General features: G+C 72.1%; 14 protein-coding genes. 8 read left to right on the plus strand and 6 right to left on the minus strand.

The window, feature by feature from the left end; all coding sequences use genetic code 11:
• Nucleotides 1–23 precede the first annotated feature (23 nt).
• Entirely contained in the window at nt 24–920 is an 897-nt protein-coding gene (locus tag ACIBF7_RS08425) for an SMP-30/gluconolactonase/LRE family protein (protein ID WP_397196761.1), read from the plus strand.
• 4 nt (nt 921–924) lie between these two features.
• Here the strand turns inward: ACIBF7_RS08425 and ACIBF7_RS08430 are convergent, their stop codons facing one another.
• The gene (locus tag ACIBF7_RS08430) at nt 925–1,656 is read right to left on the minus strand and encodes a TetR/AcrR family transcriptional regulator (RefSeq protein ID WP_397196762.1); all 732 of its coding nucleotides are present in this window, start codon (nt 1,654–1,656) and stop codon (nt 925–927) included.
• Nucleotides 1,657–1,694: 38 nt separating this feature from the next.
• Nucleotides 1,695–2,258 (minus strand): GPP34 family phosphoprotein, encoded by a 564-nt coding sequence (locus ACIBF7_RS08435; RefSeq protein ID WP_397196763.1) that lies wholly within the window; start codon nt 2,256–2,258, stop codon nt 1,695–1,697.
• Between the two features lie 107 nt (nt 2,259–2,365).
• Here ACIBF7_RS08435 and ACIBF7_RS08440 point away from each other — a divergent pair, with 107 nt between their 5' ends.
• Both ACIBF7_RS08440 and ACIBF7_RS08445 read left to right on the plus strand, forming a co-directional pair.
• On the plus strand, nt 2,366–3,202 hold the full coding sequence (locus ACIBF7_RS08440) for an alpha/beta fold hydrolase (protein ID WP_397196764.1): 837 nt from the start codon (nt 2,366–2,368) through the stop codon (nt 3,200–3,202).
• Nucleotides 3,195–3,758, plus strand: a complete 564-nt coding sequence (locus ACIBF7_RS08445; protein WP_271280327.1) for a TetR-like C-terminal domain-containing protein — start codon at nt 3,195–3,197, stop codon at nt 3,756–3,758. The genes ACIBF7_RS08440 and ACIBF7_RS08445 overlap by 8 nt, the downstream gene beginning before the upstream one ends.
• Here the strand turns inward: ACIBF7_RS08445 and ACIBF7_RS08450 are convergent.
• Nucleotides 3,755–4,648, minus strand: coding sequence for an NAD(P)-dependent oxidoreductase (locus ACIBF7_RS08450; protein ID WP_397196765.1), 894 nt, complete (start codon nt 4,646–4,648; stop codon nt 3,755–3,757). The genes ACIBF7_RS08445 and ACIBF7_RS08450 overlap by 4 nt on opposite strands.
• Before the next feature lie 77 nt (nt 4,649–4,725).
• Here ACIBF7_RS08450 and ACIBF7_RS08455 point away from each other — a divergent pair, with 77 nt between their 5' ends.
• Complete coding sequence (locus ACIBF7_RS08455) at nt 4,726–5,079, plus strand: helix-turn-helix domain-containing protein (RefSeq protein ID WP_219545834.1); 354 nt, start codon at nt 4,726–4,728, stop codon at nt 5,077–5,079.
• Nucleotides 5,080–5,362: 283 nt separating this feature from the next.
• Here the strand turns inward: ACIBF7_RS08455 and ACIBF7_RS08460 are convergent, their stop codons facing one another.
• Both ACIBF7_RS08460 and ACIBF7_RS08465 read right to left on the minus strand, forming a co-directional pair.
• Nucleotides 5,363–6,415 carry a response regulator gene (locus ACIBF7_RS08460; RefSeq protein ID WP_397196766.1) on the minus strand — a complete coding sequence of 351 codons (1,053 nt, stop codon included), beginning with the start codon at nt 6,413–6,415 and terminating at the stop codon, nt 5,363–5,365.
• Entirely contained in the window at nt 6,412–7,731 is a 1,320-nt protein-coding gene (locus ACIBF7_RS08465) for a sensor histidine kinase (protein ID WP_397196767.1), read from the minus strand. The genes ACIBF7_RS08460 and ACIBF7_RS08465 overlap by 4 nt, the downstream gene beginning before the upstream one ends.
• A 111-nt stretch (nt 7,732–7,842) precedes the next feature.
• Here ACIBF7_RS08465 and ACIBF7_RS08470 point away from each other — a divergent pair, with 111 nt between their 5' ends.
• From ACIBF7_RS08470 to ACIBF7_RS08485, 4 genes are all read left to right on the plus strand, one after another.
• Nucleotides 7,843–8,526 (plus strand): ABC transporter ATP-binding protein, encoded by a 684-nt coding sequence (locus ACIBF7_RS08470; protein ID WP_397196768.1) that lies wholly within the window; start codon nt 7,843–7,845, stop codon nt 8,524–8,526.
• Nucleotides 8,523–9,251, plus strand: a complete 729-nt coding sequence (locus ACIBF7_RS08475; protein WP_397196769.1) for an ABC transporter permease — start codon at nt 8,523–8,525, stop codon at nt 9,249–9,251. The genes ACIBF7_RS08470 and ACIBF7_RS08475 overlap by 4 nt, the downstream gene beginning before the upstream one ends.
• 181 nt (nt 9,252–9,432) lie before the next feature.
• Complete coding sequence (locus tag ACIBF7_RS08480) at nt 9,433–9,906, plus strand: hypothetical protein (protein ID WP_364236503.1); 474 nt, start codon at nt 9,433–9,435, stop codon at nt 9,904–9,906.
• A gap of 313 nt (nt 9,907–10,219) precedes the next feature.
• Nucleotides 10,220–11,707, plus strand: coding sequence for a serine/threonine-protein kinase (locus ACIBF7_RS08485; protein ID WP_397196770.1), 1,488 nt, complete (start codon nt 10,220–10,222; stop codon nt 11,705–11,707).
• Nucleotides 11,708–11,711: 4 nt separating this feature from the next.
• Here the strand turns inward: ACIBF7_RS08485 and ACIBF7_RS08490 are convergent, their stop codons facing one another.
• Complete coding sequence (locus ACIBF7_RS08490; protein ID WP_397196771.1) at nt 11,712–12,584, minus strand: hypothetical protein; 873 nt, start codon at nt 12,582–12,584, stop codon at nt 11,712–11,714.
• Between the last annotated feature and the right edge of the window lie 15 nt (nt 12,585–12,599).

Raw genomic sequence — 12,599 nt, forward strand, 5'->3', positions numbered from 1 at the left:
ACGACCACGAGAGGGACGAGACCATGACGGCACCGCGCATCCTGATGGACGGCCTGGGCATCGGCGAGTCGCCGCGCTGGCACGACGGCCGGCTCTGGTTCTGCAACTGGGGGGACGACGAGGTGATCGCCCTGAGCCCGGACGGCCGGGCCGAGGTCGTGTTCTCCGAGCCCGGGGTCGGCGCCCACTCGATCGACTGGCTGCCCGACGGCCGGATGCTGATCGTGCCCAAGAACACCGACCGGGGCCGGCTGCTGCGCCGGGAGGCCGACGGCTCGCTGGTCCCGCACGCCGACCTGGGCGGCCTGCCCTCGGGCTTCAACGAGATCGTGGTCGACGGCCGCGGCAACGTCTACGTCAACGGCGCCGACTTCGACTTCCTCGCCTTCCTGGAGAAGGCCATGGCCGACGGCATGGACACGCCGCTGCACGAGCGACCGGACTTCGTGCCCGGCTACATCGCGCTGATCACCCCCGACGGGCGGGCCCGGCAGGTGGCCGGCGACATCGCGTTCCCCAACGGCATGGTCGTCTCGCCGGACGGCCGTACGCTGATCATCGCCGAGTCGTTCACCGGCACGCTCACGGCGTTCGACGTCGCGTCCGACGGAAGCCTGTCGAACCGCCGCACCTGGGCCGCCGGGCTGGGCCCCGACGGGATCTGCATGGACGCGGAAGGCGCGGTGTGGACCTCGACCGGAGGCAACGAGGTGGTGCGGGTGCGCGAGGGCGGCGAGGTGCTGGAGCGGGTCGAGCTGGACCGGGGCCCGTTCGCGTGCATGCTGGGCGGCCCGGACGGGCGGACGCTGTATGTCGTGGCCGCCGAGTGGAACCCGTCCGACCCGTTCGGCGGCCCGCGCACCGGCCAGGTGCTGGCCGTCGAGGCCCCGGCCCCGCGGGCGGGCTGGCCGGGACACTGACAGGTCAGCGGGCGCGGCGCGCGACGAGCGCCTCGACGCCGTCGAGCAGCAGGTCCAGGCCGAAGGTGAAGTCGGCGTCGTCCGTCCAGCCCTCCGCCCCGCGGAACGCGCCCTCCCGCACCGCCGCCGACAGCGCCGGGTAGGCCGCGGGGTCGAGCAGCGCGTCCAGCATCTGGCCGTAGTCTGCGGCCCCGGAGAGGCCGTCGTAGCCGTCCGGGGCGGGGGCGCGCATCGCGTACGTGAGCATGGCGTCGGAGGCCGCGTACCCGGAGAGCGTGGTGGCGGCGCGGACCCGCTCCCCCGCGTCCAGCCCGGCGTCGCCGAGCGCGGCCAGCGCCCGGTCCAGCCAGAGCATGGCGCGCGGGCCGGCGGGCGGGACGGACCGGTCGACGGAGAGCAGCCAGGGCCGGGCCAGCAGGAAGTCGCGGTTGGCACGGGCCCACCGAGCGAGGTAGTCGCGCCAGGGCAGGCCGTCACGCTCGGGAGGGTCGGGCGCGGCGCTGTCGGCCATGATCGTCAGCAGCTCGGCCTTGCTGCCGACGTAGCGGTAGAGCGCCATGGTGGCCACGCCGACGCGGGAGGCGACGGTGGCCATGGAGACGCCGCCCAGCCCTTCGGCGTCGGCGATCTCGATGCAGGCGGCCACGATGCGCGCCAGGTCGAGCCGCGGTTTCGGGCCGCGGCGCGGCACCGGCTCGCGCCCCCACATCCGCGCCACCACCGGCGGCAGTTCCATGCCGCCCAGCTTAGCCGCGGCTGATCAGCGGAGAGCCGCTAGAGCGTGCCGTTGGCGGCGGCGGGCCAGGCGAGCTCGGCGACGATCGCCGACTCGACGGCCACCCGCAGCCAGTGGTCCCTGGTGAGCCCGTCGATCTTGCGTGCCCGCTCCCGCCTGGGCAGGTCGCGGAACCACCGGCGGTGCAGGTCGCAGGCGCGCATGATGGCCAGCAGGGCCACCGTGTCGTCGTGCGCGGGCAGGCCGCGCAGGGCGGTGAGCAGACGGTCGACGATCGCGTACTCGGCTCCGTACTCGGGCGCCGAGAGCCGCGTCACCGTCCGGTCGTGGAAGAGCCCGCGCGCCGGCCGCTCGCAGACGACGACCCTGCCCTGCTCGCGCAGCGCCGCGATGCGCCGCAGGTGGGGGCGGCCCGCCGCGACGCTGACGATCCGCTGCGGCAGGCCCGGCTGCGGGCCGTGCCCGGCGAGCTCGGCCGCCGCCAGCCCGAGGTCGAGGTGCGGCGGCAGCCTGACCTTGCCGTCGCGACCGATGACCCATCCGTCGGCGGACGCGCACAGGGCCAGGATCAGCAGCTCGTCCGCCATCGCCAGCCGCGACATGCCCGTAGCCTACGCCGGGCCGGGCGGCCGAGACAGACCCGGATCCTTGACATCGCTGGCTAATGACATTAGCTTTCAAGCTATACATCGTAGCTGGAGGTGGGACCATGGCAGAGACACTGGAAGTGGAAGGCGGGCGGCTCGGATACGAGGTGTCCGGGGAGGGCCCGCTCGTCGTGCTGGCGCCCGGCATGGGCAACGACCGCGCCGCCTACCGGTTCCTGGCGCCGCGGCTGGCCGCCGCCGGATACCGGGTGGCGGTCACCGACCTGCGCGGCCACGGCGACTCGACGCTCGGCTGGTCCTCCTACTCGCGCACCGACACCGCGCACGACCTCCTGGCCCTGATCCGCCACCTGGGCGGGCCCGCCGTGATCGTGGGTCACTCGTTCTCCGGCGGGGCGGCCACCATCGCCGCCGCGCGGGAGCCCGAGCTGGTGCGCGCCGTGGTGGAGATCGCCCCGTTCACCCGCCCCCAGCAGCCGGACCTGGGCGGGCTCGTGCGCAACCCCGCCTACCGCAAGGGCATGTCGCTGCTGATGGCCACCGGGACGCTGCGCAGCCTCGGCCTGTGGAAGCGCTACCTGCACCACGCCTACCCGGGCCGCAAGCCCGCCGACTTCGCCGCTTATCTGGACGAGCTGGGCCGCGACCTGAGCAGGCCCGGCCGGATGGCGGTGATCAGCAAGATGGGCATGGCCGCGCCCAAGGACGCCGGCGCCGAGCTGGCCGGCGTCCGCTCCCCCGCGCTGGTCGTCATGGGCACGGCCGACCCCGACTGGAACGACCCGCGCGCCGAGGCCGAGGGGGTGGTCGCCGGGATGCCCGACGGGATCGGCCAGGTCGTGATGATCGAGGGCGCGGGCCACTACCCGCACGCGCAGTATCCCGACGAGGTCGCCGGGGCCATCCTGACCTTCCTGAAGGAGCGCCTGGATGGCTAGGGCCGCGCTCTCGTCCAAGGCGGTGGTCGGCCTCGCGCTGGAGATCGTGGACGAGTCGGGGCCGGCCGCGCTCACGCTCGCCGCGGTCGCCGCCCGCGCCGGGGTGGCGCCGCCGTCGCTCTACAAGCACGTGCGCAACCTCGCCGAGCTGCGGGTGCTGGTGTCCGGCCAGGTCATGGAGGAGTTCGCCGAGCACGGGAACGCGGCCGTGCTCGGCCGCTCGGGCGACGACGCGCTGCGGGCGCTCATGCGGGCCTGGCGCGCGTACGTGGTCCGCAACCCGCACCGCTACGCCGCCATCCTCCAGTCCCCGGAGCCCGCCACCGCCGCGATCGCCGAGCGGCTGGTGGACATCCTGCTGGCCGCGCTGCGCGCGTACGACCTGGAAGGGTCGCAGGCGATCCACGCCGCGCGCTGCCTGCGCGCCGCCGCCCACGGGTTCGCGGTGCTGGAGACCGGCGGTGCCTTCCAGCTGCCGGAGGACCTGGACGAAAGCTACGAGCTGCTCATCGACATGGTCATCGCGGGCCTCCGGCGAGAGCCGCCCCGCTCCTAGTGAGCCGCCGGAAGCAGGGACACCAGGCCCGCCAGGCCCTCGTCGCCGTGCCCCTGGGCCACCCGATGGCGCATCAGCTCCATGTACGGGACGAGCAGCCGGGAATCCACGCCCTGATCCCGCGCCGTGGCCAGGAGCGCGTCGTTGCCCGCCGTCATCATGGCGAGGTTGGAGGTGACGCCCTCGGTGTAGTCGCCGCTCACCAGCTGCGCGGCCATCTCCTGGCTGCTGCCCGCCATCGCGCCGAGCCACTCCGCGAGCAGCCCGGCGAACCTGGCCAGGTCGAGGTCCTTCTCCCGGCTCACCAGGGCGAAGGCGTGGGTGATGCCCGCGAGCATGCCGGTCATCGCGCTGAGCAGGGCGATGTCGTGCAGCGCCGCGTGGCCGGGGTCCTCGCCGACGAACTCCGCCCCGGCCGGGACCTCCAGCGCCTCGCGGTGGCGGTCGAACAGCTCCCGGTCGCCGCTGTAGAACACGTAGCCGCCGGTCTCCGGACGGCCGATCATCGGGGGGACGGCCATGATCCCGCCGTCCAGGAAACGGGCCCCGCGCTCGCTCACCCAGTGGGCACGCCGCCCGGCCTGGGCGGGGGTGCCGGTGGTCAGGTTGACGACGTCCTTGCCGTTCAGGTCGGCGCCGTCCAGGGTCTCGCCCACGGAGTCGTCGTCCAGCAGGCAGAGGACGACGGGACCGGCGGCCGACGCGATCGCCTCCGCCGCCGTGTCCGCCGCCCGCGCGCCGTCCCGTGCGAGCGGTTCGGCCTTCTCCCGGGTACGGTTCCACACGGTCAGCGGATGCCCCGCGGCGAGCCAGGAGTGGGCGAGCGCGGTCCCCATGTCGCCGAGGCCCAGGAGAGTGATGGGAGTCTTCGAGGTGATGCCGGTATCCATGTCCACCAGGTTCGGGCACGCCCTGGACCATGATCAAGTACGCACTCTTTTGTGAGTGGTTACCTTAAGGTAAGTGCATGACCAGGCGAGACACGTACGTGTGCGGCATCGACGCGGCCATCGACGTGGTCGGCGGCAAGTGGAAGGTGCTCATCCTCTGGGCCCTGGACGAAGGCCCGCTCCGGTTCGGCGAGCTGCGCCGCGGCATCCCCGGCGTCACCGAGAAAGTCCTCACCACCCATCTGCGCGAGCTGGAGAACGACGGCATCGTCTCTCGCGACGAGGCCTTCGAAGGAGCGGTGCGCCGGGTCGCCTACACCCTCACCCCGCTCGGCGTCTCCCTCAACGAAGCGCTGGCACCGCTCGGCGACTGGGGCCGGAAGCACCTCCTCAGCGAACATCACGAACCCGGCGAAGTGTCCCCGCGCTGAACTCCTCCCGCTTCACAGTCGGGCCACCCGCGAGCGGAACCGACACCTCGTCCCACCGCATCGCCAGACCACTGGCCTGACAGCGGTACGGCGCCCGCACCCGACATCCCGTCCCCATGCAGGACCAGAGCACCGCCCTACCAGCGGTACGGCGCTCGCTGACGTCCCGCCCTCATGGCAGGACCAGACCATCGACCCACCAGCAGTACGACGCCCGCACCTGATGTCCCGTCCCCATAGCGGGATCAAGCACTGACCTACCAGCGGTATTGAACTCCGGTCCTCATGGCGGGGCCAGACCTTGACGGAAGGCGTAGGTGACGGCTTGGGCGCGGTCGCGGACCCGGGTTTTGGCGAACAGGTTGTTGATGTGGGTCTTCACGGTGGCTTCGGAGATGTGGAGTTGCCCAGCGATCTCCGCATTGGACCGGCCCTGGGCGATCAGCCCGAGCACCTCCACCTCCCTCTGCGTCAGCCCGTCAGGCCGCCTCGGCTGAACATTCCCCGGCCCGGCCTGGTCACCCCGCCCCGCTGCACCCCTCCGCCGCCCGTTGATGTCCCGGCCCCTGCTGAAGCCCTGTCCGACATCAGCGCCCCCGCCTTTGTCGACACCTCGTCTGACATCAAAGCCCCCACCCGCACCGGATCCCTGTCCGGCGTCAGTGCCCCCACCCGCGCCGAAGCCCCGTCCGACGTCAGCGCCCGCGCCCCCGCCCGCGCCCGCGCCCTCGCCGAACCCCCGTCCAACATCAGCGCCCCGGCCAGTGCCGAATCCCCGTCCAATATCAACACCCCCACCCGCGCCGAATCCCCGCCCATCCCCACCAGCGTGGGCGTTCCCAGGCGCCGCGTACCCCCACCTCTCCTCGATACCTGGTCCCGCTCCAGAGCTCAGGACCTCGCCATCCCCGGGACCGCCCGCCACGGTCTCCGCCAGGCGGCGTTGCACAGGAGGCGCGAAGTGTGCTTCGCCCTCAGCCACCACCGAGATGGCCCTGGCCAGGGACTCGGCGTCGGTGTCCTTCGTCAGGTAACCCCGGGCCCCGGCCCTCAGAGCCGCGAAGACAGACTCGTCGTCGGAGTACGTCGACAGCACCACGACCTCCGTACAGGGGTGCTCCCGTCGGATGATCCGCGTCGCCGCGACCCCGTCCATGCGAGGCATGCGCAGGTCCATCAGCACGACGTCCGGGGCCAGTTGGGCCACCAGCCTGACCGCCTCCTCGCCGTCACCGGCGGCGCCCACCACCTCGGTGTCCGGGAGCAACCCCAGGAGCAGCACCAATCCTTCGCGCACGACGGTCTGATCGTCGGCCACGAGCACGCGCACCGTCATGCCGGCACCCGCAGCACCACCGCGAACCCTCCGTCGTCGGCCCCCGCCGTCAGCGACCCCCCGATCAGCTCTGCCCGCTCACGCATGCCGATCAGCCCGTAACCCGCACCGCTTCCCGCGGCCATCCGCCCGCCCGGCTCCGCGGCTCCTTCACCAACCCCATCCCTGACACCCCCGATGTCGGCGTCGCCTGACGAACATGTGTCATCACTGCCTGACGGGTGGAGCCAGTCAGTCGTGTGCCCGATGCCGTTCCCCTGCTGAGCGCTGTCGTTGCTCAGGGCAGGACCGTTGCCCGGAGGGCTTCCCGTATCAGAGAGGCCGGGACCGGGCGGGCGGGCCGCAGGGGCGCCGCCGTCGCGGATCTCCAGCTCGCACCAGCGGCCGAGCAGTCGCAGCGACACCTCGGCCGGCGCGCCGGGAGCGTGCTTACGGACGTTGGTGAGCGCCTCCTGGGCGGTGCGGGCGACGGCGAGCTTGGCCTCCGCCGACAGCCCGGCTGCCCCAGAGTCGACGGTGAGCACGCACGACGCCCCGGTGGTCGCGCGGAACTCGGCGGCGAGCCGTTCGAGGCGCTCCGGCAGCGGCAGGTCCCTGCCACGCAGCGTGTCGAGAGCGCGACGGGTCTCCTCCAGGCCCACCCTGGCCAGGTGGACGGCCCGCTCCACCCGGTCGAGTGCCAGCGCCGGGTCGGCGCCCGTCCTGAGCAGGACACGGGCACCTTCCAGGTGGACGATCTGCGCGGACTGCGCGTGGGCCAGGATGTCGTGGACCTCACGGGCCAGGCGGGCACGCTCCTGCAGCACCGCCTCGCCCGCGCGGGCCTCGGCCACCTCGACCGCCTGCCGCTTGGTCGTGGACACGTGCCAGATCAGGAACGAGAACACCACCGTGTAGGCCATCCCCGCCGTCATCCCCCACGCCGCCGCCATGTCGAACCCGGTCAGGTAGGACACCAGCGGCAGGGCGGCCAGCAGGAGCGCGGTCAGCGGGACGGCGGCGCGCAGCCGTACCCTGTGCGGCGCGGCGATGGCGGCGAAGAAGGCGAAGCCCAGACCGGTGTAGGGCTCGATCGCCTGCATCGCCGCCGCCCCCACGACGGTGACCAGGAGCGGTGGCACGTTGTGGCCGGAGACGGCGCGGGAGCGGAGCAGCCAGATCGCGCAGCCCCAAGTGGTGACGCCGACGAGCAGCGCGAGCAGCGTCTCCTGAGCCGTCGCCCTGGAGTGCGCGATCGCGAAGGGCCCCCAGAGCAGGTAGAGGGCCACGAGGGCGAACCCCGTGACGCGGGCCGCCCGGCTGCGGAGAAATGCCACGTCCCCCAAGGTAATCGGGGGCCGCGCACCGCACATCAACCCGTGGTTGGAGAACGGAAATCAACCCCTGCTCCCATGCGCGACGACCCCGCGATCACCGATCGTAGGCGCATGACCTCGATCCGCGTCCATCGTCTGCGCAAGTCGTTCGGCAAGGTCCTGGCCGTCGACGACCTGTCCTTCACCGTGCCCGAGGGCACGATCACCGCCTTCCTAGGCCCCAACGGCGCCGGCAAGACCACCACCCTGCGCATGCTCCTCGGGCTGGTCAGGCCGACGTCCGGCGAGGCCGTCCTCGGCGGCGTGCCCTACCACGAGCTCGACCGTCCGCTGGAGCGGGTGGGCGCGGTCCTGGAGGCCACGTCCTTCCATCCCGGCCTCACCGCCGCCACCCACCTGGAGGCCGTACGGATCGCGGCCGCCCTTCCTGCGGGCCGGGTCGCCCGGGTGCTGGAGCAGGTCGGCCTCGAAGCGGCCGCTCACCGGAGGGTCGGCGGCTTCTCGCTGGGCATGCGCCAGCGGCTCGCCCTGGCCACGGCCCTGCTCGGCGAGCCTGACACGCTCATCCTGGACGAGCCGGCCAACGGGCTCGACCCGGCCGGCATGCGCTGGCTGCGCGGCTTCCTGCGGGCGTACGCCCACGAGGGCCACACGGTGCTGATCTCCACCCACGTGCTGGCCGAGGTCGAGCAGATCGCCGACCACGTCGTCATCATCGCCGCCGGGCGGTTGCGCTGGAGCGGCCCCTTGGCCGGCGCCGGTCTGGAAGACCTCTACCTGGAGGTGGCGGAATGATCCCCCTCATCAGGGCCGAGCTGCTCAAGGCCCGCGCGAGCCGCACGACCAGGGTGCTGGTGGCGGTCACGCCGTTGTTCTGCGCGCTGTGGGCCTGCCTGCCCGCGCTGATGCCGGCCGCGTCCGACGCCGTCCGGATGGCCAACGTCTACAACATGGCGCAGCAGGCGTACGTGTTCACGATGATCATCGGCATCCTGGGGATGTGCGGCGAGTTCCGTCACGGGACGATCACCTGGAGCTTCCTCGCCAGCCCCCGCCGGGGCCGGGTGGTGCTGGCCAAGCTGGCCGTCTACGGGCTGGTGGGGCTGGTCGTCTCGGCGCTGTCGGCGCTCGCGACGCTGGTGGCGGGTGCGGCGCTCCTGTCGTCGCAGGGGCATCCCGCGCTGAGCTCCGACGTGCCGTGGGTGCTGACCGGCGCGGTGCTGGGCAGCACCCTGTACGCGCTGCTCGGGGTCGGGCTCGGCGCGCTGATCCGCCACCAGGTGGGCGCGATCGCCCTGGCCTGCCTGCTGTTCATGTACGGTGACGCGTTCCTGGCCTGGCTGGTGCCCGACGTGTTCCGGTGGCTGCCGACCGGGGCGGCCAGGGCGCTCGGCGGCATGCGGCTCGACTCGGGCGGCGAGCTGTTGCCGGCCTGGGGAGGCGGCCTGCTGTTCGCCGGTTACATCGCCGCCGCGGTGCTCGCCGCCCGGTTCATCACTCTGCGGCGTGACATCACTTGACCACTTTTCTCAGATGGTCTTCATGTTCCACAGAGGTCGTCTTCAGGCGGCCCGGCGAACATGGGTTGCGCAGGCCTCTGACGTGGAAAGACGGTTTCACGATGAAAACGGTGAGAATGAACGCGCCTCTCATGGCTCACACGGCCGGTGCGAGCCTCGTCACGGCGTCGGCGGGTGCGCGGTGAACCCGACGCTCGTGCGGCGCGCCCTGGCCGCGCTGACCGTCATCGCCATCTTCGGCGCCGGCTTCGAGCTCGCCGTGGAGCGCCACTGGCGCAGCGTCCAGCAGCTCGTGCCGTGGGCGGCGCTGGCGCTGCTCGCCGTCGGCGTTCTCCTGCTGCTGGCCACCCGGCTCTCCGGCACGGTGCGGGTGATCGCCGCCGTGGTGCTGCTCGCCTCGGCCTTCGGCGTGTTCGCGCACGTGTCGGCCAACATGACGGTGGGGTCCTTCTCGGGCGCGCTCGACGGAGTGTCCATGATCGGGCAATGGTGGCACGCGTTCACCAAGTCTGTCGGTGACGCCCCGCCGCTGGCCCCCGGCATGCTCGCCCAGGCGGCCCTCCTGCTCCTGCTGGCCACCTACGTCACCGGCCGCACCTCGGCGGGCAGGCACGCCGAGGCTCCGGTGGCGGTCAAGGAGCCGGCCGAGCGATGACAGGGCTGACCGGCTTCGGACGAGGGTGAAGCCGGTCGGCGAGTCACCGGAGGTGTCCGGCGATCAACCTCGGCGAGGGTCGGTGAATCTGAGTCTTCCCACCTCCATCAGGCTCGACCGCTGAGGAGCTCACTGATCTCGGACCGGCAGCCCTCAGGTGGGACACAGGGAAGCACTGCGGCGTGCCTGCCCTGACTCCCGGGCGGGCCGCCGGCGTTTCTGCTTGATCCACGAATCGTCACTAAAATCTGACATGATCCTGGAGAATCCCGGCGTGCCGGTGGCAGCTCGCCCAACGTGCGTGGAGGAGATCATGTCCGCTGGCCCGTTGGAGCCGGGAGACCCACGTGTGCTCGGGGCGTTCCAGGTGGTCGCACGCTTGGGCGAGGGCGGCCAGGGGGTCGTCTACGAAGGGCGGAGCGCGTCCGGCGGTCGCGTTGCGATCAAGGTTCTCAGGGGTGGAAACGATCCCGACACCCGCCGCCGGCTGGCCAGGGAGCTGGAGTCGGCCCGCCGGGTGGCCCCCTTCTGCACGGCCCGCGTGCTGGAGGCCGAGCCTGACGGGCCGGTGCCGTATGTGGTGAGCGAATTCGTCGCGGGCCCGTCACTACAGGAGCGGGTACGCGCGGGCGGTCCCTTGCGGGACGGCGACCTGGAGCGGCTGGCGGTCGGCACGGCCAGCGCCCTCGCGGCCATCCACGGTGCCGGGGTCGTCCATCGGGACTTCAAACCCGCGAACGTACTGCTCGGTCCCGACGGGCCACGCGTGGTCGACTTCGGCATCGCCCGGCCGCTCGGCGACGGCACGGCGTCCTCGACGATGTCGGGGACGCCACCGTACATGGCGCCTGAGCAGCTCAAGGGAGAGCACGGGTCTTCAGCGGCCGATGTCTTCGCCTGGGCCGCGACCATGGTCTATGCGGCGACCGGGCGGGCGCCGTTCGGCAGCGACACCGTTGCCGCCGTCTTCCACCGCATTCTCACCCTGGAGCCTGACCTTTCCGGCATTTCGCAGAGCCTGCGCGAGACCCTGGCCGCTTGCCTGTCGAAGGATCCCCGGGCCCGCCCTTCTGCCCGGTCGCTGCTGATCCGCCTGGTCGACCCCGGGGCCTCCACCGTCACGGTTCCCGACGTCGGCCCGGTTCCCAGCGCGTACGTCCCCCCGGACTGGCCGGCCCCGAGCCCGACCAAGGTGCTGCCGGCCGTCGACGGATCGACGGTGCGGGGGCAGGGCGACTTCTCGTACGGCGAGACGGTCACCCGGCGGAGGACGCGGCCGGCCCTGCCGTTGATCGCCGTCACCCTGGCGGCTCTCGCGACGGCCGGTGTGCTGTACGCGACGGGGACGATCGGCGTCCCGGCCGAGGGCGGCGAGGCGACGACGCAGACGGCGTCCGATCCGCCCGCTGACCGGGAATCGGCCTCCGGGCGGACACCGACGTCATCTCCGGAATCGTCGTCCAGATCGGCTACGGCCGGGACGGGCGGGATCCCCGAAGCCTTCGCGGGGACTTGGACGGGACAGGTCATCTCGCAGGACGACCGTAAGAAGAGCGTCGAGGTCACGGTCACCCTGCCGGGCGGGCAGAGCGCCGGGACGTGGGCCGCCGGCGACTGTGACCAGCAGGCCACGCTGACTCGCGTCAGGAGCGACACCGTGCTCGACATGGCCGTGGCGCAGCGGGATCGGTGCGTGGGCGGAGACATGACGCTCACGCTGAACGCCGCCGGGACACTGGACCTCGTACGGCAGGAGGGCGCGGGCTCGCTGGAGTACCGCGGGAGCCTGCGCCGTTCCTGACCGTTCAGCCGGCGCGCGCGATCTGGAAGGAGTACGCCCCGGTCTTGGCCTCACCCGACCTGACGACCAGCGCATAGCGCCCGTCCCCGCCCGACAGTGGGATGTCGAACTCGTAGCCGCACAGCGGGATAGGCTGCCGGGCTTCGGCGACGCTCTTCTCCGCGGCGTCGTACAGTTCCAGCTGGATGGCCGTGCACGCCCCCGCGCCCCCGAGGACCTTGACAGCCGTCGCGCCGTCGGAGTCGAACTCGAAGCGGTCGATCTGTCCGGGAACGTCCAGCCGCCCGGCCCCGTCGGGGCTGCCCTCACCGATCTGCAGGCCGACCGCCACGGGGAAGGTGCGGACCTTGACGGTCGCGATCCGGAAGCTGTACGCGCCTATGACGTTCGTGTTCCCCCAGACCTCCAGCCGGTGCCCGCCCACCTTGGTCAGTTTGAAGAGCGAGGTGCCGAAGCTCATCGCGACGCTGGACGGGCCCAGCGGTTCGCCGTCGACTTCGGAGAACACCTGTAACTGGATGTCGGCACCCTGCATGTCGGCGACGTAGAACTCCTTGGCGTCGCCCAGGTCCAGGGTGAACTTGTCCTTCTGCCCCGCCCGGGTCAGTTCGGCCGAGACCGTGCTGCCGTCGGTCAGGGTGCCGCCCGGCTCGACCGCCGTCGAAGGCTCGTCATTCGCTTCCTGGGCCGGCGCGCTCTCCGCCTGAGCGGGTGCGCTTTCCCTGGTCGTATGGCTGGTCACGGGTGCTGGAGCGGTCTCAGCGCCCCCGGTCTCGCCACCGGCGAAGCCGCATCCCGAGAGCACAAGCAGGATGAGTACGAGGACGGCACTGGTGCGGCCGGGGGCGACTCTGCGCACCACAGAGAAATCTGTCATGTCACCCATTCTTCG

It is taken from the genome of Nonomuraea sp. NPDC050478 (assembly GCF_044458265.1).
GTDB lineage: Bacteria > Actinomycetota > Actinomycetes > Streptosporangiales > Streptosporangiaceae > Nonomuraea > Nonomuraea ferruginea.